The 19,428-nt window shown below is 45.5% G+C and carries 23 protein-coding genes; 15 read left to right on the top strand and 8 right to left on the bottom strand.

All coding sequences use genetic code 11. From position 1 onward, the window contains the following. Positions 1–34: 34 nt before the first annotated feature. The gene (locus tag SynROS8604_RS03765) at positions 35–919 is read right to left on the bottom strand and encodes a DUF3365 domain-containing protein (protein ID WP_186545185.1); all 885 of its coding nucleotides are present in this window, start codon (positions 917–919) and stop codon (positions 35–37) included. Positions 920–1,101: 182 nt separating this feature from the next. On the opposite strand from SynROS8604_RS03765, the gene rpsD reads away from it, so the two are divergent. After that, positions 1,102–1,710, top strand: coding sequence for a 30S ribosomal protein S4 (rpsD, locus tag SynROS8604_RS03760; RefSeq protein ID WP_006854709.1), 609 nt, complete (start codon positions 1,102–1,104; stop codon positions 1,708–1,710). Between the two features lie 123 nt (positions 1,711–1,833). Here the strand turns inward: rpsD and SynROS8604_RS03755 are convergent, their stop codons facing one another. Then, the gene (locus tag SynROS8604_RS03755; protein ID WP_186545184.1) at positions 1,834–2,097 is read right to left on the bottom strand and encodes a hypothetical protein; all 264 of its coding nucleotides are present in this window, start codon (positions 2,095–2,097) and stop codon (positions 1,834–1,836) included. A 541-nt stretch (positions 2,098–2,638) separates the two neighbouring features. On the opposite strand from SynROS8604_RS03755, the gene SynROS8604_RS03750 reads away from it, so the two are divergent. Beyond that, complete coding sequence (locus tag SynROS8604_RS03750; RefSeq protein WP_255445171.1) at positions 2,639–2,929, top strand: hypothetical protein; 291 nt, start codon at positions 2,639–2,641, stop codon at positions 2,927–2,929. A gap of 71 nt (positions 2,930–3,000) precedes the next feature. On the opposite strand, the gene SynROS8604_RS03745 is transcribed toward SynROS8604_RS03750, so the two are convergent. The 4 genes from SynROS8604_RS03745 to SynROS8604_RS03730 form a co-directional block, all read right to left on the bottom strand. Continuing rightward, positions 3,001–3,258, bottom strand: a complete 258-nt coding sequence (locus SynROS8604_RS03745; RefSeq protein ID WP_186545182.1) for a hypothetical protein — start codon at positions 3,256–3,258, stop codon at positions 3,001–3,003. Next, positions 3,255–4,019, bottom strand: coding sequence for an ATP-binding cassette domain-containing protein (locus SynROS8604_RS03740; RefSeq protein WP_186545181.1), 765 nt, complete (start codon positions 4,017–4,019; stop codon positions 3,255–3,257). The genes SynROS8604_RS03745 and SynROS8604_RS03740 overlap by 4 nt, the downstream gene beginning before the upstream one ends. A gap of 380 nt (positions 4,020–4,399) precedes the next feature. Continuing rightward, positions 4,400–4,909 (bottom strand): hypothetical protein, encoded by a 510-nt coding sequence (locus SynROS8604_RS03735; protein ID WP_186545180.1) that lies wholly within the window; start codon positions 4,907–4,909, stop codon positions 4,400–4,402. Next, positions 4,909–5,100, bottom strand: a complete 192-nt coding sequence (locus SynROS8604_RS03730) for a hypothetical protein (protein ID WP_186545179.1) — start codon at positions 5,098–5,100, stop codon at positions 4,909–4,911. Before SynROS8604_RS03730 ends, SynROS8604_RS03735 begins: the two co-directional genes overlap by 1 nt. A 76-nt stretch (positions 5,101–5,176) precedes the next feature. Here SynROS8604_RS03730 and SynROS8604_RS03725 point away from each other — a divergent pair, with 76 nt between their 5' ends. Then, positions 5,177–6,334 carry a PLP-dependent aspartate aminotransferase family protein gene (locus SynROS8604_RS03725; protein ID WP_186545178.1) on the top strand — a complete coding sequence of 386 codons (1,158 nt, stop codon included), beginning with the start codon at positions 5,177–5,179 and terminating at the stop codon, positions 6,332–6,334. Continuing rightward, a complete protein-coding gene (locus tag SynROS8604_RS03720) occupies positions 6,331–7,824 on the top strand; it encodes a PLP-dependent transferase (RefSeq protein ID WP_186545177.1) in 1,494 nt (497 codons plus the stop codon). The genes SynROS8604_RS03725 and SynROS8604_RS03720 overlap by 4 nt, the downstream gene beginning before the upstream one ends. On the opposite strand, the gene SynROS8604_RS03715 is transcribed toward SynROS8604_RS03720, so the two are convergent. Continuing rightward, positions 7,821–8,603 carry an outer membrane protein gene (locus SynROS8604_RS03715; protein WP_186545176.1) on the bottom strand — a complete coding sequence of 261 codons (783 nt, stop codon included), beginning with the start codon at positions 8,601–8,603 and terminating at the stop codon, positions 7,821–7,823. The two genes, SynROS8604_RS03720 and SynROS8604_RS03715, sit on opposite strands and share 4 nt — an antisense overlap. Before the next feature lie 840 nt (positions 8,604–9,443). Between SynROS8604_RS03715 and cysK the strand changes: the two genes are divergently transcribed. The 9 genes from cysK to SynROS8604_RS03670 all read left to right on the top strand — a co-directional run bounded on the left by cysK (position 9,444) and on the right by SynROS8604_RS03670 (position 17,564). After that, positions 9,444–10,430 (top strand): cysteine synthase A, encoded by a 987-nt coding sequence (gene cysK / locus SynROS8604_RS03710; RefSeq protein WP_186545175.1) that lies wholly within the window; start codon positions 9,444–9,446, stop codon positions 10,428–10,430. Between the two features lie 72 nt (positions 10,431–10,502). After that, on the top strand, positions 10,503–10,961 hold the full coding sequence (locus SynROS8604_RS03705; RefSeq protein ID WP_186545174.1) for a hypothetical protein: 459 nt from the start codon (positions 10,503–10,505) through the stop codon (positions 10,959–10,961). 1,092 nt (positions 10,962–12,053) lie between these two features. Next, complete coding sequence (locus SynROS8604_RS03700; protein ID WP_186545173.1) at positions 12,054–12,233, top strand: hypothetical protein; 180 nt, start codon at positions 12,054–12,056, stop codon at positions 12,231–12,233. A gap of 73 nt (positions 12,234–12,306) precedes the next feature. Next, entirely contained in the window at positions 12,307–12,579 is a 273-nt protein-coding gene (locus SynROS8604_RS03695; RefSeq protein WP_186545172.1) for a hypothetical protein, read from the top strand. A gap of 449 nt (positions 12,580–13,028) precedes the next feature. Beyond that, complete coding sequence (locus SynROS8604_RS03690) at positions 13,029–13,661, top strand: hypothetical protein (RefSeq protein ID WP_186545171.1); 633 nt, start codon at positions 13,029–13,031, stop codon at positions 13,659–13,661. 39 nt (positions 13,662–13,700) lie between these two features. Then, positions 13,701–13,940, top strand: coding sequence for a hypothetical protein (locus tag SynROS8604_RS03685; RefSeq protein ID WP_186545170.1), 240 nt, complete (start codon positions 13,701–13,703; stop codon positions 13,938–13,940). A 50-nt stretch (positions 13,941–13,990) separates the two neighbouring features. After that, on the top strand, positions 13,991–14,503 hold the full coding sequence (locus SynROS8604_RS03680; protein WP_186545169.1) for a hypothetical protein: 513 nt from the start codon (positions 13,991–13,993) through the stop codon (positions 14,501–14,503). 1,298 nt (positions 14,504–15,801) lie between these two features. Beyond that, positions 15,802–16,554 (top strand): hypothetical protein, encoded by a 753-nt coding sequence (locus SynROS8604_RS03675; protein WP_222930127.1) that lies wholly within the window; start codon positions 15,802–15,804, stop codon positions 16,552–16,554. A 221-nt stretch (positions 16,555–16,775) separates the two neighbouring features. After that, the gene (locus SynROS8604_RS03670) at positions 16,776–17,564 is read left to right on the top strand and encodes a hypothetical protein (protein WP_186545167.1); all 789 of its coding nucleotides are present in this window, start codon (positions 16,776–16,778) and stop codon (positions 17,562–17,564) included. A gap of 83 nt (positions 17,565–17,647) precedes the next feature. On the opposite strand, the gene SynROS8604_RS03665 is transcribed toward SynROS8604_RS03670, so the two are convergent. Next, positions 17,648–17,923 (bottom strand): hypothetical protein, encoded by a 276-nt coding sequence (locus SynROS8604_RS03665; RefSeq protein WP_186545166.1) that lies wholly within the window; start codon positions 17,921–17,923, stop codon positions 17,648–17,650. A gap of 3 nt (positions 17,924–17,926) precedes the next feature. Here SynROS8604_RS03665 and SynROS8604_RS03660 point away from each other — a divergent pair, with 3 nt between their 5' ends. Both SynROS8604_RS03660 and SynROS8604_RS03655 read left to right on the top strand, forming a co-directional pair. Continuing rightward, positions 17,927–18,280, top strand: coding sequence for a hypothetical protein (locus SynROS8604_RS03660; RefSeq protein ID WP_186545165.1), 354 nt, complete (start codon positions 17,927–17,929; stop codon positions 18,278–18,280). 477 nt (positions 18,281–18,757) lie between these two features. Beyond that, positions 18,758–19,330, top strand: coding sequence for a hypothetical protein (locus SynROS8604_RS03655; protein ID WP_186545164.1), 573 nt, complete (start codon positions 18,758–18,760; stop codon positions 19,328–19,330). The last annotated feature ends 98 nt before the right edge of the window (positions 19,331–19,428 follow it).

The following is a 19,428-nucleotide window of genomic DNA, read 5'->3' as shown; positions in this document are numbered from 1 at the left end:
AAGCCAATTGATCCTATACAAAGAATCTTAAGGCTCACTTCAAGGAATCACGAAGGCTGGAAATCCATCGAGACAACTTACCAAACTCATCTTGACGTTGATGCAGATGCCTTGAATCTTCATCGGCCCCACAAGACTCATCACTCACAAGTCGCAAGACTTGTCTTAGTGGACGAGCAATAAGAGCTTCAAAAAAGCGTTGACCCACCACAACCACAGCCAAAGACATAAGTCCAACAGCTAAAACAAGCAGAAGGACAAAACGCGCTGGAGACGGCAAACCGGAATCAATCGGAATTGACACGATCTGAGCACCAACAACATCACCCAGCTTCCATCCAAATCCATTCTTATCTCCATAGGCTATAAGTTGGCTTTTAGGAGCTCTATCGGGTGTTGAGTGACAGACCAAACAACTTTCTTTTGAAAGCCGAATGGGCTTGGCGAGAAAATATTGATTATGATCACTATTATCATTTAAAATACCGCTAATCTCTCTTAAACGAGGGTTGCCTTCAAACCGACCAATAATTTCCGCTTCAGTAGCACTCGCGCGATCCGAGGGACTTGTTGGATTGAGTGCAGCTTCTCGATATTGGAAATCAGAATATGCATTATTCAATCTTAGATATTCGAATACCTTCGTAGCAGAATAACTTGGAACAGCTTCAGGAATAAATGCCTCATCAGAAGTGTCATTGATAGGGGCAATCAATGGATTAATTTTCCTAGAAGTATATTCACGAACAGCCAACATAACGTCCATCACCTGCGAAGCCTGAAAGCGAACGTAGGTTCTTGTCACCAAGGTATACCCCGAGACAATTAAAACTAGTGCTAAAATAAGAGCAACAAATTGCAGGCCAACAAAACGGAGAAGGAAACCAGTAAGAGCCGACGAGGATTGGTTAGCTTTCACAATAAAAAATATTTATTCATGGAATCCAAAATTTGTATGGACTCCTGAGAGAAACGCTTTTTTGAAGCAAGGCCAGTCTAGGGGTATATTAAATGGTTCTTGTCGATCGTCTCGCACCGTATGCAATCGGTGATTATGGACAGAGTCGACACGAACAACCCACTACCGATCTCAATCGACCTATGTCCAGATACCGCGGCCCTCGCCTGAGGATCACGCGGCGCTTGGGAGACCTCCCTGGTCTCACCCGGAAGGCCGCAAAACGGTCCTATCCACCCGGTCAGCACGGCCAAGCCCGTCGCAAGCGCTCCGAATACGCAATCCGCTTAGAAGAGAAGCAAAAGCTTCGCTTCAATTACGGCGTTTCCGAACGTCAACTTGTGCGCTACGTGAAGAAAGCGCGTGCTCAGGAAGGTTCAACAGGAACCAACCTGCTCAAACTGCTCGAGAACCGTCTCGACAATGTTTGTTTCCGCATTGGATTTGGCCCAACCGTGCCCGGAGCACGCCAATTGGTGAATCATGGCCACGTCACCGTGAATGGACGGGTCACTGATATCGCTAGTTATCAGTGCAAGGCTGGTGATGTGATCGCCATTCGCGAACGCAAGTGCAGCAAATTGCTCGCTGAAGCGAATCTTCAATTCCCAGGATTGGCCAACGTGCCTCCCCACCTTGAACTCGACAAACCAAAGCTGAGCGCGAAAGTGGTTGGCCGCGCTGAGCGCGAATGGGTGGCCCTTGAGATCAACGAACTGCTAGTGGTTGAGTACTACTCCAGAAAAGTCTGATGTTCAAGCCCAGGTTTCGATCTGGGACTGTTCTCAATCCATGCCTATTCCTGTTGGCCTTGGAGATCAAGCCAGCAGGTTTTTTTGTGCCCACACACACCTTTCAAGCCAATCAAATATCTTTTAAGTGTCTCCAAATCCATTCGACTTTTTAGATGATTTCTTCTTGTTAGCCTTTGTCACGGAAGCAGGAAGCTTTTCAAGAGGTTGATCATCCTTAAAGAAAACTCCATCCAGCCATACGGTGATGATGTAAACAACGATCAAAACCGGTATCAACACAGCCCATTGATTTGGAAATTCATAGGGGATCTGCTGAACACCAAAAATCGCCAAATAGCCCGTAATCAAAGTAAATATAAATCGGCGGATACTGGCTTGATTCAACTTAAATTCTCAATTCAACAGGATTATAACGCTAACCCCACAAGACTGCTCAATAATTACAATATTTTTCTCCATAACCATTTTCTCTCATCAGCTATCAATGCTATCAATGGGGCACACTCTTGCTCACACAATCCTGACTCTCAGCAGAGATAGAACATTCTGGATCCTTTTTGCCGTACTGACTAGGCTCTCGCATCGCCCAGTACTCATCGACAACGCCAAGCAAATAAACCATGGCTTTTTTAAGTGATTTCCTCAGACCCATGGAATTGACCCTTTCCAAGTACTGTGGCAAACAATTGCTGGTCGTGCAATCAATGACACACAACCCTTTGCACTGAATAACGAGAGCGTACCCACGGGAGATATTCAAAAATCCAACCCTCGTCACTACAGTCATTTCCCTGCAACAAAGCGTTTCTACAAAATGATTAAAACCAGGCCAATCCTTCCGGCCGATCTCTTTGATCAAGCACTCTCCAAGGCCTCACTCACAGAACAGGAACAGGCATTCATCGAATTTGTGAGATATACAGGAGTGATTGACGAATTAATACTAAGGAAAGGTTTATCGCTACCTGCCAAGCCCCCTGCCCTCTGCAGGCTTTCAAACATCTGCGAAAAAATCGGAGCCATCATTCCTGATCATTTCAGCGCTGCAATGGAATGGTCATCAGAGCAAAGTGAAGACAAGATTGCCTGGAAAGGAAACTTGATTTGCAACATCGCCTTCAACAGTGATGGCATCGAACTTTCGCCCAATGCGGGCACAACTTTATACCACACCTATGTTGTGCATCAAGAACTATTTAGCGGTTTGGGATTTTAGGCCCTAACCACACAGCATCTCATTTATCTCACAACGTCTTGATTGGAGGAATCAAGAGAGTTTTCTTACATTCAGCGAATCAGAGTCGCCTTGAAAAAGCCAAGACCTAACCCCATTCCCTTGGGCTTATCCTCTAGAAATGTGATCGCCAATTCAAAATCCATCAAGCCTTTCTCTTCAATGAAATCTCGTGGAAGCTTGCCACTTCGTTGATCGAGATAACGCCCATGGATCTCTTCTTTGTTCTTACTTAAAAAATCTACAATCTCCTGAAGCACATGATCGCGCCATTCATCCTTGTCACTTTGCTGTACCTGGCTTTCCTTCACGATGCATCCCAACAATCTTTGAACGCTAAGACGCCCTGAGGCAAACCATCAAGCCTGCGGGAAGGCATAGTCATGGGCATCACACAAGCTCCAGCCGCCGTCACGATCAAGCCAAGCTCCAGCACAGAGTCGTTAAAGGGCAGCAGAGAAGACCGATGTCCCACACTCACATACCCAGCTCCAGCATCCTGCAGCAGCTGACACACCGCCCGTTCCGTTGGGATGTCTAACGCGCTGGTGGATTCATCGAGAAGCACAAATTTCACCTTGGCCAGCAAAACCCTCGCAAATGCAATTCTCTGCTGCTCTCCCACAGAGAGCACTTTTGGCCAATCAATAAAGGCCTCCGATGACTCAAGGGTCTGGTGGACGGAGGAAAGAGAGACCGAGTCGAGCAGTGTGTACATCCGCTCCTGGTTGAGATCCAACTCAACATCGGGATAGAAGAGCAGCTGCTCGCGCAAGGAGCCTGAAAACACATAGGGCTTTTGGGGAACAAAGATTACCCCATCACGAAATCCCCGTGATGCCACCACTCCAGAAGCGGGAGACCAAAGGCCGCTGAACGTCCGCAGCAACGACGTTTTCCCACATCCCGATGAACCCACAATAAGAAAACGGCTCTCCTGATCGAGATCGATGCTGAGGTTGCGCACTAACGTGCGCTCCCCGGATGGAATCTTCAGAGTTGCAGACTCCACATGAATCATCACCCCAGGAGCTAGCAATTTGGCTTCGGGAGCTGAATGCGATGCAGACAATGAAGGTCCGGTCTCAAAATCATGAACGCTGAGATCGAAACCATGACCAATTTCACTTAAGCGTTGACCATTGGAAATCAAATTTGCAATGTCAGGGAAATTATCCACAATGAAGCTGAAAACTCTCTTCACGACAGAGAACGCTATCGATACTTGGGTGAAAACTCCAAACTCAATCTCGTCCTTAAAATAAACCGACCAAAGCGAAATCAACATTCAATCTCAATTGAACACAATTCAGTCGAACGAATTTCCTACCAACAAAGGCGATAAGTCCAGACAAAAATGCCGCATACACAAGCACATAAAAAAGAATTTACGCATCAATGGTGATCAAAACAACAGCAAAACTTGCAGCCGAAACACAAGAGTCAACAAGCTCAAAAAAACAACTCCGAGCTTTTCTCCGTAAACTTATCAATATCTTGAGCAATACTCTGGTCAGGGTTATCAATCGGAACGCCATCAACCGAACCGGTAGAGCTAAGCCGATAGAAAAATCCACCACCTAGACAGCCACCAAAGAAGCGCAGAGTCATCGCTTCACAACAAAAATTAGCAAACGCACTTTTAGTAAAATTATAGGCATAAATTGCTGGGATAAAGACACCCAAAAAGACAAAAACCTGAATCAAGCCCAATCGAGAACCCTCAATATTTCTCGCCACAAATGAATCCGTGAGATCCCTTAAGAAGTACGTAAAAAGAACAACGACTGCGTTGACAATTAACAACAACCAAAAACTACCAAGTACATACAACCAAGCCACACGCCGACGAGAGTCCATCCCCCGAAGAGGCCATGCAGCCAAACCACTCGCCAAAACAGACAACACCGTGAGCGCAGCCAAGGCGCGGCTTTGTACAAGCCAGCCAGCAAAATCGACCATCACACCCAGGCCATTAAGCCAAGAGACACAGCAATCACCGCACTCATCAAAGCGATAAACAGCTGTAGCGAGCGCCGATCCGTGCCATTGACGAAAAAGGCAACAACAACTGCCGTAGATCTTTCGCGTTCGTTGCGCCCATCAACACTCCGTTGTCGTTCCTCATCTTGAAGGCCAGCCAGCCCCTTCAACACCCCTTCAACACCCCTTCAACACCCCTTCAACAAAGGTCCGTTGAATAGCCTTGCGATAGATCGCATCAACGCCTTGCAGCGTCCTGTCCCAGAACCGGCGACAGCCACCCGGGCCATTCACCACGGCGAAAGCTTCGCTAGCGAAACCGGCACGGTGATGCCACCCATCTACGCCACCTCCACGTTTGAGCATGGCAACCCAGGCGGATTCGATTACACCCGCTCGGGCAACCCCAACTTCCGCATTCTTGAAACGGTGTTGGCCTCCGTAGAGGCGTGTAGCCATGCCACGGTGTTTGGTTCAGGAGTCAGTGCGATCACCGCGATTGCCTCCACCCTGAGCCAGGGAGATTTGGTGGTCTGCGAAGAGAACCTCTACGGCTGCACCGTGCGCTTGTTCGAACAGGTGTTTGCCAAGTTTGGGGTGCGCACCGAATGGGTGGATTTCACCAACCCCGAGGCGGCAGCCGGCATCATTGAGCGGCAGCCAGCGATGGTCTGGCTGGAGAGTCCCACCAATCCACTGCTCAAGGTGATTGACCTCGATGCGGTCTGCAGCGCTGCCCGCTCCGCCGGCGTCCCCGTCGTGGTCGACAACACCTTCGCGACCGCCTTGGTGCAACGTCCTCTGGAACTCGGCGCCACCCTGTCCCTCACCAGCACCACGAAATATATCAATGGCCATTCCGATGCCCTCGGTGGTGCGGTTTGCACCGATGAGCCCAGCTGGCACCAAAAGATGGTGTTTGCCCAAAAAGCATTGGGGCTGATGCCCTCCCCTTTCGACTGTTGGCTGATCACCCGAGGCATCAAAACGCTGCCCCTGCGCCTGAACCAACAGATGGCGAATGCCGCTGCGGTGGCAGATCATTTGGCATCCCATCCCGCCGTGTCGTGGGTGCGTTACCCAGGACGAGACGATCATCCGCAGAGGGCTGTGGCTTTGCGCCAGATGAACGGAGGCGGAGCGATCGTGACGATTGGATTAAATGCGAGCCTTGAACAGGCCTATGCCATGTGTAAAGCCCTGCGTTGGTTCACGATGGCCGAAAGCCTTGGCGGAGTTGAGAGCTTGATCTGCCATCCAGCCACCATGACCCACGCCGCCGTTTCTGCCGAGATCAAAACAGCCTTAGGAATCAGCGATGGACTGATTCGTCTCTCGCTTGGCTGCGAAGACATCACGGACCTCTTGATCGATCTTGACCACGCCCTCAGCCTGCTTCCGTGAGTCCCCGCGATCTCCTGCGCAATCCCTGCTGGCAAGGCGAGGACCTCGGCCATCCCTTGCCTGACAGCACCCACGCCGTATCGGTGGCCTTACCGCGCTGGCGCGACGTCATCGCCTACGAAGACAACGATCCGCAATGCCGCTCGCAATTACGAGCGTTTTATCCACGCTTTGCGCTCCATCCCTTGGTTGCGGAGGTTGCCCGCAAAGCCCTAACGATGCTGCCTGCCGGCAAGGCTTCGGCTGGATCCAGTGCTTGGCCATACCCCAACAGAGCTGCCGCCCAGCTCGCCCAGGACCATTGCCATGGGGTGGCTCCCCATGCTTCCACCCAAATCGTGGATCAACTCGGACTCGCCGTCTTGATTGCCAACGCTGAAGCAAGCCCCCATGCCAAGGCTTTCTGGCAACACGCTGGTTTAGGAGCCTCGTCGCGACGGGCCGCGATCAGCTTGAACAAGGAAGCAGCACCAGCAGCCGGGAGCGCTGATCAAGCCCAGGCTCTTGTGATCGAACGACTGGCCGCCATCTATGGGTGTGAAACCCAGCAATTGAGCCTGCATCCCTCCGGGATGGCGGCTCTGCACACCGCTCTTCAATGGGTCACGGCATTGCGCCCCGGACGCCCCACCCTCCAAATCGGCTTCCCTTACGTGGATGTGCTGAAACTGCCTCAGGTGGTCTTTGCCGGCAGCGAACTGCTCCTCGACAGCAGCAACGCAGCCGTAGAAGCCGCTCTTGATCGCATCGATCCAGCAGCTGTGATTGTGGAACTACCCAGCAATCCACTTCTTCAGTGTGTGGATCTCTCCACCCTCGCCCGCCTAGCCCACGCCCGCGGGATTCCATTGATCGCAGACGACACAATCGGCTCTTGCTTGAACATCGACCCCCTGCCTTACGCAGACGTGATCTTCAGTTCACTCACGAAAAGTTTTGCCGGTCGTGGTGATGTGTTAGCCGGATCCCTGGTCGTGAGCCCTTGGTCGCGATGGGAACAAACCTTCCGCGAACAGCGCTCAACAAGGGGGTTCATCGGCCTTGGCAATGCCGATGCGATGGCCTTGGAACAAGGCAGCCGCGATATCCAAGAGCGCGTTCCTCAACTGAATCGCCATGCCCAAGCCCTAGCTGCGCGACTCAGCAACCATCCGGCAGTGGCTCGCGTGTATTACCCCGATCAATGCGCCAATTTCCGCAGACTCATGCGCCCCGACGCTGGACATGGCTGCCTGCTTTCGTTTGAGCTCAAGGGCGGTAGCGATCAAGCCCAAGCTGTTTACGACGGGCTGGCGGTCTGTAAAGGACCAAGCCTAGGCACACCGTTCACCCTGATGTGCCCTTACGTGCTCTTAGCTCACTACGACGAACTGGATTGGGCCCAGGCCTGCGGGGTTCCCTCTCACCTCCTGCGCGTGTCGGTGGGTCTCGAACAACCCGACGAGCTCTGGCAACGGTTTGAGCGAGCCCTATCGCATTCCATGCCCTAGAAGCGGAAACGGAAACTCGCCAGAACGGCTTGCGATTGAAGATCAATCTGAGTGCCAGCAATCTCCAGGTTGGAACGGCCCGCAGGCCGCACAATCGTTGCGGATCCTGCATTGGTTTTCACCGTTCCCAGATCGGTCCAGCGATAGGCCAGATCAAGATCAAGCCTCTCGCTGACAGGGATGCTTACACCAGCCGTGAGCAAATAGGCGAATGAGGTGGAACTCCCTCCAGAGGTCACCGTGACGGCATCATTAGAAATCGCTGGAATGCGATAGGTGACCTGCCCGAGGGAGGTGCTGGCAGCACCCAGGCCAGCTCCGATGTAAGGACGCACAGTGGCAAGCTCAGGGCCATCCACATAAACAACGCCAAACCCCGCTAAGGCATTCCCGGACGCACTCACCGGCTGGTTGGAACCCCGACCAAGGAAATTGCTGGTGCTGGACAAGTTGAGCTGGGGCGACCAGTTGAGCAGCGCTTCCGTCCGCAGCCATGAGGCCCAGCGGTAACCAACGGCAGCATCCACCATCGGGGACTGTTCAAAACCGCCGTAGGCACCCAGGCTCCGTCCATCGTCTCCTGGCCCACACCCAAATAAGGCAGGTGGGTTCCTGCTGGAACAACTCTGATCCTTCAGATCACTGTTCTCAGGCCATTGCATCCCCGCACCGAGTCGCAGATAGGGGCCACCCATCTCCTCTTCAGAGTCCGCCCGAACTGCAGAAGGAGCACCAGCAATCAATGCGCACACCAGAAACGACGCTTGGCGCGTGTTCATCGAAAACAAAATGAGTGGCTCTGCATAGACAAACTCATTGCAACAGACATCGAAGTCTTAACAAGGCCTAAAGCTGGAATGACGTGCCATTAATGGCAATTACTAGAAAGTAATTCCAGCTTCATGTCCAGCGTCTACGCCGATAACAGCCAAGCGATTTGCAACACTCCGCTCGTTCGACTCAACCCATAACAACAAGTCAATCAAATTAAAAAAATTCACTTTACTGACCAGTTGCAACCAAGTAGCCAAAAGGTAAAACTCTTAGCCGCAGACACCAAACGTATTTAAGACAATAATCATTCAATGCTCAGGAGGTCTTCTTGTGCAAATTGAAACTTAAACCAACCAACAGACTCCGAGCACTCGTTCCAATTAACACAGGCCCAGCAACCGCCATCTAAAATGGTTAGAATTCGTCTTCCATTGGTGGTGGATTGATCCAAACAACTTCTGGCTGACGCCAGCAGCGTGTGGATCTTGACCAGCGACGTGGGTTTCGCTGGCGAGCCTGCTCATGAATTTGATGCAGCTGTGGCGGACTCATACGCCGCCTCAAATCTACCTTGACAGCCTCGCTGTACCGACGCATAGCACTGCTGCATCAAGCCCACTTGCGTGCTCGAAATGCAGAGGCTTCAACTTTCCCGGTAGAGGTGGCATTGAAAACAATATCAAGAAAGCAACTCAAAACAGGTTCATAGAGGAATAGTTTCTGGGATCGTAAAATAAAGAAAAGCACAGACGGTTCATCGCGACTGTTCTGATCCTTAACAAGACATAAAGTTTCTGGATGGTTTTTGCGCTTTCTTTTAGAATAACTGAATACGAACGTTGACCATGACACGGGTTTACGCTGATAACAGCCAGGCTATTGGAAATACACCTCTCGTACGCCTGAACCACCTCACAAAGGACTGCAAAGCTACTGTCCTCGCAAAAATCGAAGGACGCAATCCTGCTTTCAGTGTTAAGTGCCGCATTGGCGCAAACATGATTTGGGATGCTGAAAAAAAAGGAAAATTGAGCGATGGCCAAACCATCGTTGAGCCAACTTCTGGAAATACTGGAATAGCACTGGCTTTCACAGCTGCAGCCAGAGGTTACAAATTAATCCTTACAATGCCTGAATCGATGTCAATTGAAAGACGTCGAGTGATGGCTGTGCTTGGTGCTGAGATCATCTTGACAGAGGCAGCTAAGGGGATGCCAGGTGCTATCTCCAAAGCAAATAGCATTGTGGCAAGTGATCCCAAAAAGTATTTCATGCCGGGTCAGTTTGACAACCCAGCCAATCCCGAAATCCACGAAAAAACGACTGGGCCAGAAATTTGGAACGATTGTGATGGGACAATCGATGTTCTTGTATCAGGAGTAGGTACCGGAGGAACTATCACAGGCGTCTCACGCTATATCAAGAATCAGAAAGGCAAGAAAATAACCTCAGTTGCTGTTGAGCCAAGCCACAGTCCGGTCATCACGCAGACTCTCAACGGAGAAGATCTCAAACCAGGTCCTCACAAAATCCAAGGAATAGGAGCAGGCTTCGTTCCAAAGAACCTTGATCTTTCGATAGTTGATCTGGTTGAACAAGTGACTAATGAAGAATCAATCGAAATGGCTCTACGACTTGCTAAGGAAGAAGGCTTGCTTGTTGGAATTTCTTGTGGAGCTGCAACAGCTGCAGCAATTCGCCTAGCAAAACGAGATGAATATGCCGGGAAAACGATTGTAGTTGTACTCCCAGATTTAGCTGAGCGCTATTTATCATCAGCAATGTTTGCAGAAGTACCAACAGGAATAATCGAACAGCCAATATTGGCCTGAATCAACAGCCAAAAGAAAATGGCGTAAAACTCCTTCACAACCCACTATTTTATATTATTAAGCCAAAACCCTTTGAGCCAAACCTTAATAATTACGATGAAAGTCTTATTGAATTCATTGATACTTGCATTAATGAATGCTCAGGTAGCAACTGCACAATTCACCCAGGAGCCACAGAAATTTTCTCAAAATAATTTTGATGCTCAAAGTACGCAGAATCAAAGCATAGGAAATATTTACCTAGATTGTCAGTTTGGGCAGGGTAAGTGGATCTCACTAACAATCCAGCCTGGTTCAAATCTAGCAATGGGTCAAATTAACGACGGATCACCGATGCTTTATACGGCATTACATGGAGCTGAATCCGTTGTCCTAACGCCAAGACAACCAGGAAAAAAATTAACGATAAACCTTCAAACATATATCATTACAAGGGAATGGTATTTGAAGAGCGCAGCAGGCAGTGCTGGTACAGGTGAATGCGAAAATAGCATCAAAGAAAACAACAGCTTTATAGACAATGCGTTTTAGTGACTAAGAAAAAACCGTATACACAACTACAACAGTATTACACTTGAAGATCATCGAGGTGCTTGGTAGAAACCACTATCGCGACAATAAAGTCCTTAACGAAGATCATGCAAAGTAAACTCAATGCATGCATCATCATACATCCTAAAGACATGCAAAAACAGTCTAAAAGGATCGTGCCAAAATACTCAAGTATGCAACGAAAAGAGAATGCCACAAATATTAACGCTCTAGCATGAAGCTTAAATAAAAACGACAGGAAATGTTAAACTATTATAGAGCAGATGGTCGAAAAAGCATAATCCATATGAGACAACATGGGGGAAACGAAAAAGTAGATCAATTAGCAAAAACCAAAAGCGCTTTTCCGCATGTAGACGTTCAGCGATGAAAAGCCCTAGAAGATAGAAGCATATAAGCCAAAATGTGATTTAGAGGGGGGCTTGAAACTGTATTGCTAAATTACAAATGTAAGCTAATCCAAGGATTAATAGATCCAAGGATTGCAAATCACAAGGACAAAAAAAATGGTCTCAGGAACCCACGAAGCAAACCCATCAAACTGTACAGAAAAAAAACGGATTTCAGTACTATTACCAAAAGAATTACATCGATGTCTACGCATAAGCGCCATAAATGCTGACATGCTATTAAGCGACTATATTACAAAAATAATAGAAAAAGAGGTCGAGAGCCATCAATTAAAAGCCTAATAAATATAAAAACTTGCGTCTAAATTCTCGATCTCGAATTGGTATAGAGAACCAATAGGACTGAATTGATCCGAAAGAAGTGTTTGATCAAAGAAATCAAGATCAAACACTGACAGCTTCGAATCAAATCGAAAATTAACACCGCAGGAAAGGTCAAGGTACTGATCCCGATTATTGACTAAACCAAGACTAACGAGATCATTGCTAAGATTTCTATATGATTGATAAGAAGGATCGTCGCAATTAAGATAAGACACCTTTGTTTCATCAAAATCAATACATATTTGAGTAAAAATACAAGTAGGGGAGTTCGCTAAACCATTGTAAAAGCTATTGAAACGAAACAAATATCGACTCGGTGAGTTGAGAAAGTCGGTGGATGGACCAACAGAGGCCATTGCTGAAGAAACTTGAACGAATGAGAAAAGGGCAACAAACCGAACAGCAATACGAAGATCAAAAATTTGCCAACACTGCAGGAGACGAAAAGGCGGCAAAACCAGACTCAAACCTTATGAAATTGTATATTAAAGCTAAAGACATCATGAAAGGCGCCTAAAGGCTGAGAGTTTTCTGAGAATCTGATTAAGATGAGGTCTGTCCTAATCAGTATATAAAAATTCAACTTACATATGGAAAATCAATCATTGTCAGCTGAAATCTCCAAACTGACAGGTGCGGAGACTTCTGCTCTCAGTCATACAAATGTATCATTGAGCAAGAGGGCAGTCAAAAGAATATCTCTACAGGTAACAAGCAGCATGCACAAAAGATTCCGAGAAATCGCATTAGAAAGAGAAGAAACTATGAATTCCTTGATTGTTTTTGCTTTAAAGCGTTATTTAAAAGAAATCGACGAATTAGAGGCTAGAAATGAAAAGTTGCGCATCCGACTCAAGCGCTGAATATGAATCATTGCTCAACAACATCTGACCATTAAGACGATCAAATTGGAATCTAATACTAGCTGCACACTTAAAAAACTTTCGATTTTGATTGACAAAGAACTTCATAAAGAGATTAAGAAAAAGCCTTAGCTCAAGACACAACTCTTACGGATTTAATTACAACAATGATAACAACCTACCTCAAAGAAAATTCTTAACCGAACTAAAGCAACCCTCAACACAAAATGCTCTACAAGGATTCTATGAATCAGCGCAAGGTACTAGCGTTAATAAATGCAAGCCATTTCATAATCTATCAATAGAAGTAAATCCACGATCTGTTATTTGTAAATAAAAAATTAAGATATCACTAAAGCCTTAGTCGTCTCCATATATGTTTACACGCATAAGCGCTAAAGCGCATCCACACAAAAAGTACAGTCAGCGCCAAAGAGGCTTGCCATCTTATGAATATTCGCGCAAAGATTAAATCCGAAATGCTCCGCAAGCTCACAACACTACTCATCCTTACTTCATCTCTTGGAGTAGAAGTACAAGCTCAACAGGCTAACCCTTCACAAACCAACGATAACAATGCTATTTCACAACCAGTTAATTCTCAGCAAAATCAATCAAGATCAGAATCAATTGGTGGCGGTATCTACAACTATCAGCTGAATCCTGCACAAGGAGATTTGGGGGAAATGACAGTAGGAGCTCGAGCAATCAGTTGTCAATCACCTAGCTTTTTTGCCAACGCAGGCATTCTTCCCTACGATAATCAATATTTTGGAACCTTTGATAATAATTCACGCGAAAAAGACTGGATGCCACAAGGAACACTTGGATTGCAAATGCCATTTGGTCCTCAAGTAGCTAGTTGCATCAGTGCGATGAAATATCAAACATTACAAACTCAAATGACAACCGAAAGTGGTGTTCTCGCTAAATGCATAGAAACAATGAAAGTTGCAAATCAAATCAAAATGGACATTTCTATACTTGAGAAAAACTTTTCGGGCTTATATACAAACTGTAAAAGCATATGGGAAAACGCAAAATTAAATCCGGCGGAGATGAGAGTCATCAACAAAAAATAAATTCAATCTAAATCTATTTAAAAAACACCATTTTTCAACATGACAACGTTAAACCCAGCACAAATCACAGGCAACGAGGAAGAAAATGAAAGAAACAAACTTAATGAAAATTGCAATAAGTCATCTCAATCTCTTAAAAAAATATCGATTCTAATTTCCAAGGAAATGCACAAAGCAATTAAGCTCCACACGATCAAATCAGACATCAGCATCAAAGACTATGTCACCCAACTAATATTGGCAAAATTTGAAGAAGAAGGGTACAATTTAGAAGAGTAATAAACATATAATCACCATTCAATCCTAACTTAATCATCTTAAAATTCACAATGGTTAACTTCAAAACATCACTTGTTCTCGCTTCTTTAATTTTATCTCAACAAAGCCTTTGTGCTCAAGGCCTAAAGACTACTGTTTTTAGCAGCGGTAATACAAATACAACAACAAAAGTCAGTGAAGGCAATGAAGTAATCAAAATTAATACCAATAAAGAAACGGTTATGTCTGGCGGATCCGTATCAGATACCATGTCTTTTAATTTAGCCGGCAATGGAGTAACAGGAAGTATCAATGAATTTGTTCTTGACTTAGTCGATTCAAATGACATTCAAGATACTGGTGTCCCAACAGAAAGTTTTGATGCTGCCCTTAATGGTATTTTAGAAGTTGATGGTAATGATCCTAGCTTCTCGATCTCGGGACAAATCAATCAGGTTTCAGCAAACATGGATTTTACTTCCAATGAGAGTGGTAATACTGAAATCACTAGGGATGAAGATTTTGTCATAGATTCTTTCACAGAATCGTTTGCATCTGAAGCCGGCAATTACAATGGACTCTAGGCTGATTAGCCATTTAAATTCCCCTCAAAATATAACTTAAAGAAGTTATATTTTAAAATCAATAATTTTAGATTAATGCTTTAAGGTGTGTTCAATCATTGGGATGAGAAAAGATATTGAATCTTACCAAAATTCATGAGATCATTAACCTCAAAGTCAATTGCATTTTAGCTCAAAGAGCACAGTAGATTTTAATTATTTTTTGTCCTGCAACATTCAATTCAATACTCTCGAATAAACACAGAAACAAAATACAATCTACTCAATAGAGTAGTAAAACGATATCAAGCAGAGAAAGGTTCAACATACAGTCTTGGGTCATAATGTAGACAGGATTTTTGCAAGCAATAGGAAAACACGTCAGTTAATGACTGCAATCGTCACGATCAAAGAAGTTATGAAAAGCTGATAATAACAGGGCAAAAAGTCATGAATGAAGAATTACATTGATATTCGATATGAATCTGATTTTCTAACCCCATGCCTAAAAAGCCCTCAGTATCAACAACTAAGGCAACGAGCTTCAATGAGCCACATACAGACCTATCAATACAACTACAAAAGCAATGAGTAATAACTTCATGATTAAGCTTTATTTTAATTAAGCCATACCGCTTTTAATCAGTTTGCTGAAAGAAGTTACGAGACATTTGCAAATTCACAGCGACACATGCAAGCACTGATACCCTCATCAATTATTTCTCGGAATTGAACGAGTAGGAGTTCCGATTCGTAGTTTCCTGATGTGATGAATCAGCCACATCGGGAACAGGCTTTGGGGCTTCAGCATCCTCATTATGGAATGCTTGTTTCCAATCTTTCTTGATCTGAACAACACGACAAAAGGGGAGAAAAACCCCCTTTTGTGATGCGTGTGCACCTTGCCTTGGCACGCGCATCCAACAGGCCTGTTCCTGTCAATCTCTTCTGAACACTAGCTTCCAAACCCTTACCCCACTCCTGATAGCCAATGCGCAATTGCGAGAAAAAGCAAAAGAGCGATTGAATATTACATTGCAAGAGTTGATTGTTGCATAAAGCTCAAAACTAATCAAAATCACAAACCATATACACGTCAAAAATAAAATAATCAATACAAGGCAAATTTCACTGCGTTTAAAAATTATTCAACACCAAGATGTGAAACTTCGGGGCTCAGGGAACAGGGCGGTCTAGACATGAGTCATCTGATTATCTGAATTATTTCAGCCTTTCAGATCAGCGCCATTAAAAAAACCTCAACCAAGCAACAAATGAAAAAAGCACTCATCATCTCTGGCCTTGCAGGCATCGGCCTGATGTTCCCAACTGGTGCCATGGCTGGAAGCCTCAACAACGACTTTGGTGCATCAAGCAGCGAATTCACAGGAACCAGCACTGGATCAAGTGTCATCAAGGTGCAATCTGACATCACAATTGACAATGTGGTGAATATCGCTTCCGAAACATCCACAACCAGCTTGGATCTGGATGCCAATAATGGACGATTCATGACCCGCGCACCTGGCGCAGCCGCTTACAACCAAAGTTCTGGCATGGCAGCGGGTGCAATCGAGTTTGAAGGTGAAGGTAATTTCGTATTCACAGACACCGAAAGCTCTCAAGAGGGCTTCGCTGCTGAGGGTTCAGCTGACGTCACAGTAGAGGGCGAAGCTTCTGGTGCAGCAACAGGAGCCGGGGCCCTTAGTCCTTTTGCCGGAATCCTGGCAGGATCAGGTAGCGTCGAAGCCAGTGGCTCTGTTGAAGGAGAGGCCGATGTCGCTGTTGTAGAGTCCACCTCCTCCTCCACTGTTGACACCAACCAGGGCTCAGTAAGTGGAGATGCGACAGGGGGCGGCTCGTTCTCCACGCAGGGCACGGGCTGGGCAGGACTCCAAAGTGAAATCGCTGTGGATGGCCAGATAAGTGGTTCCGTCCAAAGTGGAACCACTACGATTGGTGGGACCATCAAGGAAACTGGACTCACCTCGACGACTGTTGATCTCACGTCAATTACAACCGGCACGAGCTTTGGATCTAAAGCATCCTCGTTCCGCAACAGTTCTTTCTGATCTCTCCTGATCTGATCAACACGGCAGACGGGGGGCGAAAAGCCCCCTTTTTTTATGCCTCTCCACCTTGCAATAGACCCCACATCCAGACGCCCAGTTCATTCCCTCTCTTCTGGACCAAGGCAAACTGAAACTCCATAACCAGCTGAATTGCCATCGGCAAAAAAGCGGCATGAAGGCAATGCGTCTAGGAGGCAAAGTGAATTGCATCTAGATGAATAATGCGGGAAAATGCGGGTTTAGTTCTTGTGGTTCAGAAGCGCAGCTATACAAAAAGAGCCTGTGTATCAGGCATCAATCAAATTTATCTGATGAGTCTTGGCGCCATGATGAAACTCATTTCAACAGTTGGTCTATTGGCTCTGTTCGTTCCGATTACAGCACATGCAGGCGCTATTACTTCTCAGAATGGTGTTTCAGCAACAAGTGTAATCGGGAATAGTTGGGGTAATACGACTGGAACCGTAACTGGAGAAATTTATCAGGACAATGAACTCAACGTTAAATCTTATTCGAGTAATTATCAAATCGATATAAGTGCTGAAAATGCGAGGATAGGCATCAGGGATGAAGGAGATTCAACATTGATAGAAGCCACTGGTGCCATAGCAGACAATTCACTTGCTCCATATAATGACTATGACTTAACTGATTCAGGATATAGTTCTGAATCATTAGCACTAGAAGAAAGCATCGATCAAAGGACAGGTAATCGATCCGATTCATTACAACTCAACTCGGCAGAAGGGCAAATAAATAACGCCAATCAAAATATTGAGACGACCACCAATCAACTATCGGGGGCAGGATCTACCAACACTTGGGAAGGTATACAATCCGAAGGTTACATTGATGGTTCACTTAGTGTATCAGTAGGAAGTGGCTACACGTCTACCGAAGGAATGATAAGAGAGTCTGGAACAACTAAGACTGATATAGTGGTCGACACCTTCAACAATGACAAAAGCTTTGGAAATACAGCAAGCTCGTTCACGACAATGTCATTCTAAACAAAGAGTGAACAACAATAGAGGATCTATCTATCGACAAAAACCACATACTTAAATAATGGGATTATCACGTCTAGCATATATCAATCCTGGGCCTGATAATCTGCACATTCCACAATCTCACACAATATCATTAAAGATTCCATGCTGTTAATTTTTCTTTTGCAGCCTTCAGTCTTGTAGGTGTCACCACTTGCAAATGCATCATCCATCTCAGATAAAACAAGTGCATGGCACTCCTTGATTCTTTTCTTGATATTATTCTCATATTGAGCAGTTGCTCTAGCCGTAGAAGCACCTACGATCAAAGATATTAGTTGGTTAAGGGATCTTGAAGCTTGAAATTTTGTGTGTTTCATTGGTTGGGTGTTGGGGTTTATTTTTGTACAACTGTTTCAATATTGCATAAGAAAAACCCAAGCCTGAAATCAAGTGGCTTAGCCCAAACACAATTCAGCGCACAAATTAGATGTTGGTTGATTTTGATGAATAAGAAGGAAGGGCTACAACAACTTTCCCAGCGATACAAAGTGGCTCTATTGGCCCAAGGAGAGTGCAAAAATGCTGCCCTAGGTTGCAAATCAGAAGCAAACGACATTTCAATCATAGCAAGACAGGTGAAATCCAACAAGCTCAATAGCCAGCGATTAAATAGCCTGTCGGCCGGCATTCACCAGCGTAAAATCGAAGAAATTTCACATCTATTAGCGCAATAGAATACATCCGCCTCGCAAATAAAGACTCATTACCGGCAATCAATAGAATAATCAAAGCATCCAAGGATCTTTAGCGTTTACCGCTTAAGCCTCAAAATGATCAACAACCAAAAGCGTAAACGCAACAGAGTCCATCAAACTCCTTTCTTTAAATCAATATCGCCAACAAAGCTTGAAAGGGCAAACTCGTACCAAAGATTAACAATCGATAAAAATGGTTGCCTTCGACTTCACTGGATTGACCAGAATTCGTCCATTAAATTAAATCGAAATAATCCCGCAGAAGCTCAACGCAATCGACGGGCCGTTGGGATTGAGACCAAACAAAACCTCTTTTGCGCAAAAGAGGTTTTGAGCTTTTACTACTAAGCATCATTTGCGTGTAGTCATCAAAATCCTTTGCCATATTTGATACGAAAACACATTGCACCAATGTCAATCTTTAGACAATGCGCAACCTGTGTATCTACATTGTTGATGATGAGCAATCCTGTATTGGCTCAGACATCAAGTTCCACTCAAAGTAACACCAATAATTCCTCAACATCACCTGTTAGTTCACAGCAAAACCAATCGCGTTCAGAGTCAATTGGCGTAGGTCTTTATAGTTACAAGAGGAATACTGGTCAAGGTCGTCTGGGTGATATGACTGTTGGTACAAAAGCAATCAGCTGTCGATCACCGAGTCTTTTTCTCAATCTTGGTATTCTTCCCTATAGCAGTCAGTACTTTGGCAGTTTCGGTGATAACTGGAAAGAAAAAGAGTGGATGCCACAAGGGCGAATTGGATTTCAAATACCTATAGGCAAGCAAGTAGCTAGTTGCGTTCAGGCAATGAAAGAACAAGCAAAAAAAACACAAATCATCACTGAAAGGGGAATTATTGAGCAATGCATTAAAACATTAAACTTAACTCAAAGCGTCAATCTTGACACGAAGCATTTGAAAGCTTCCTTCCCAGGCTTATATACAAATTGCAAGCCAATCTGGAATCAAGCAGTTGCACTAGATCAAAGCACAGACTTAGTGATGCCAGACGCTCCGACCTAGAATGAGTAAAAAATCTCTAACCAATCCAAAAACAAATCAATCTTTTCCAACAATTGAACAATGAAAAAAAGAATTTTATTGATATTGCTATTCACCCC

The sequence above is a fragment of the Synechococcus sp. ROS8604 genome, from assembly GCF_014279655.1.
Lineage (GTDB): Bacteria > Cyanobacteriota > Cyanobacteriia > PCC-6307 > Cyanobiaceae > Synechococcus_C.
The sequence above is the reverse complement of the archived record's forward strand: the minus strand, read 5'-3'. Positions and strand labels throughout refer to the sequence as shown.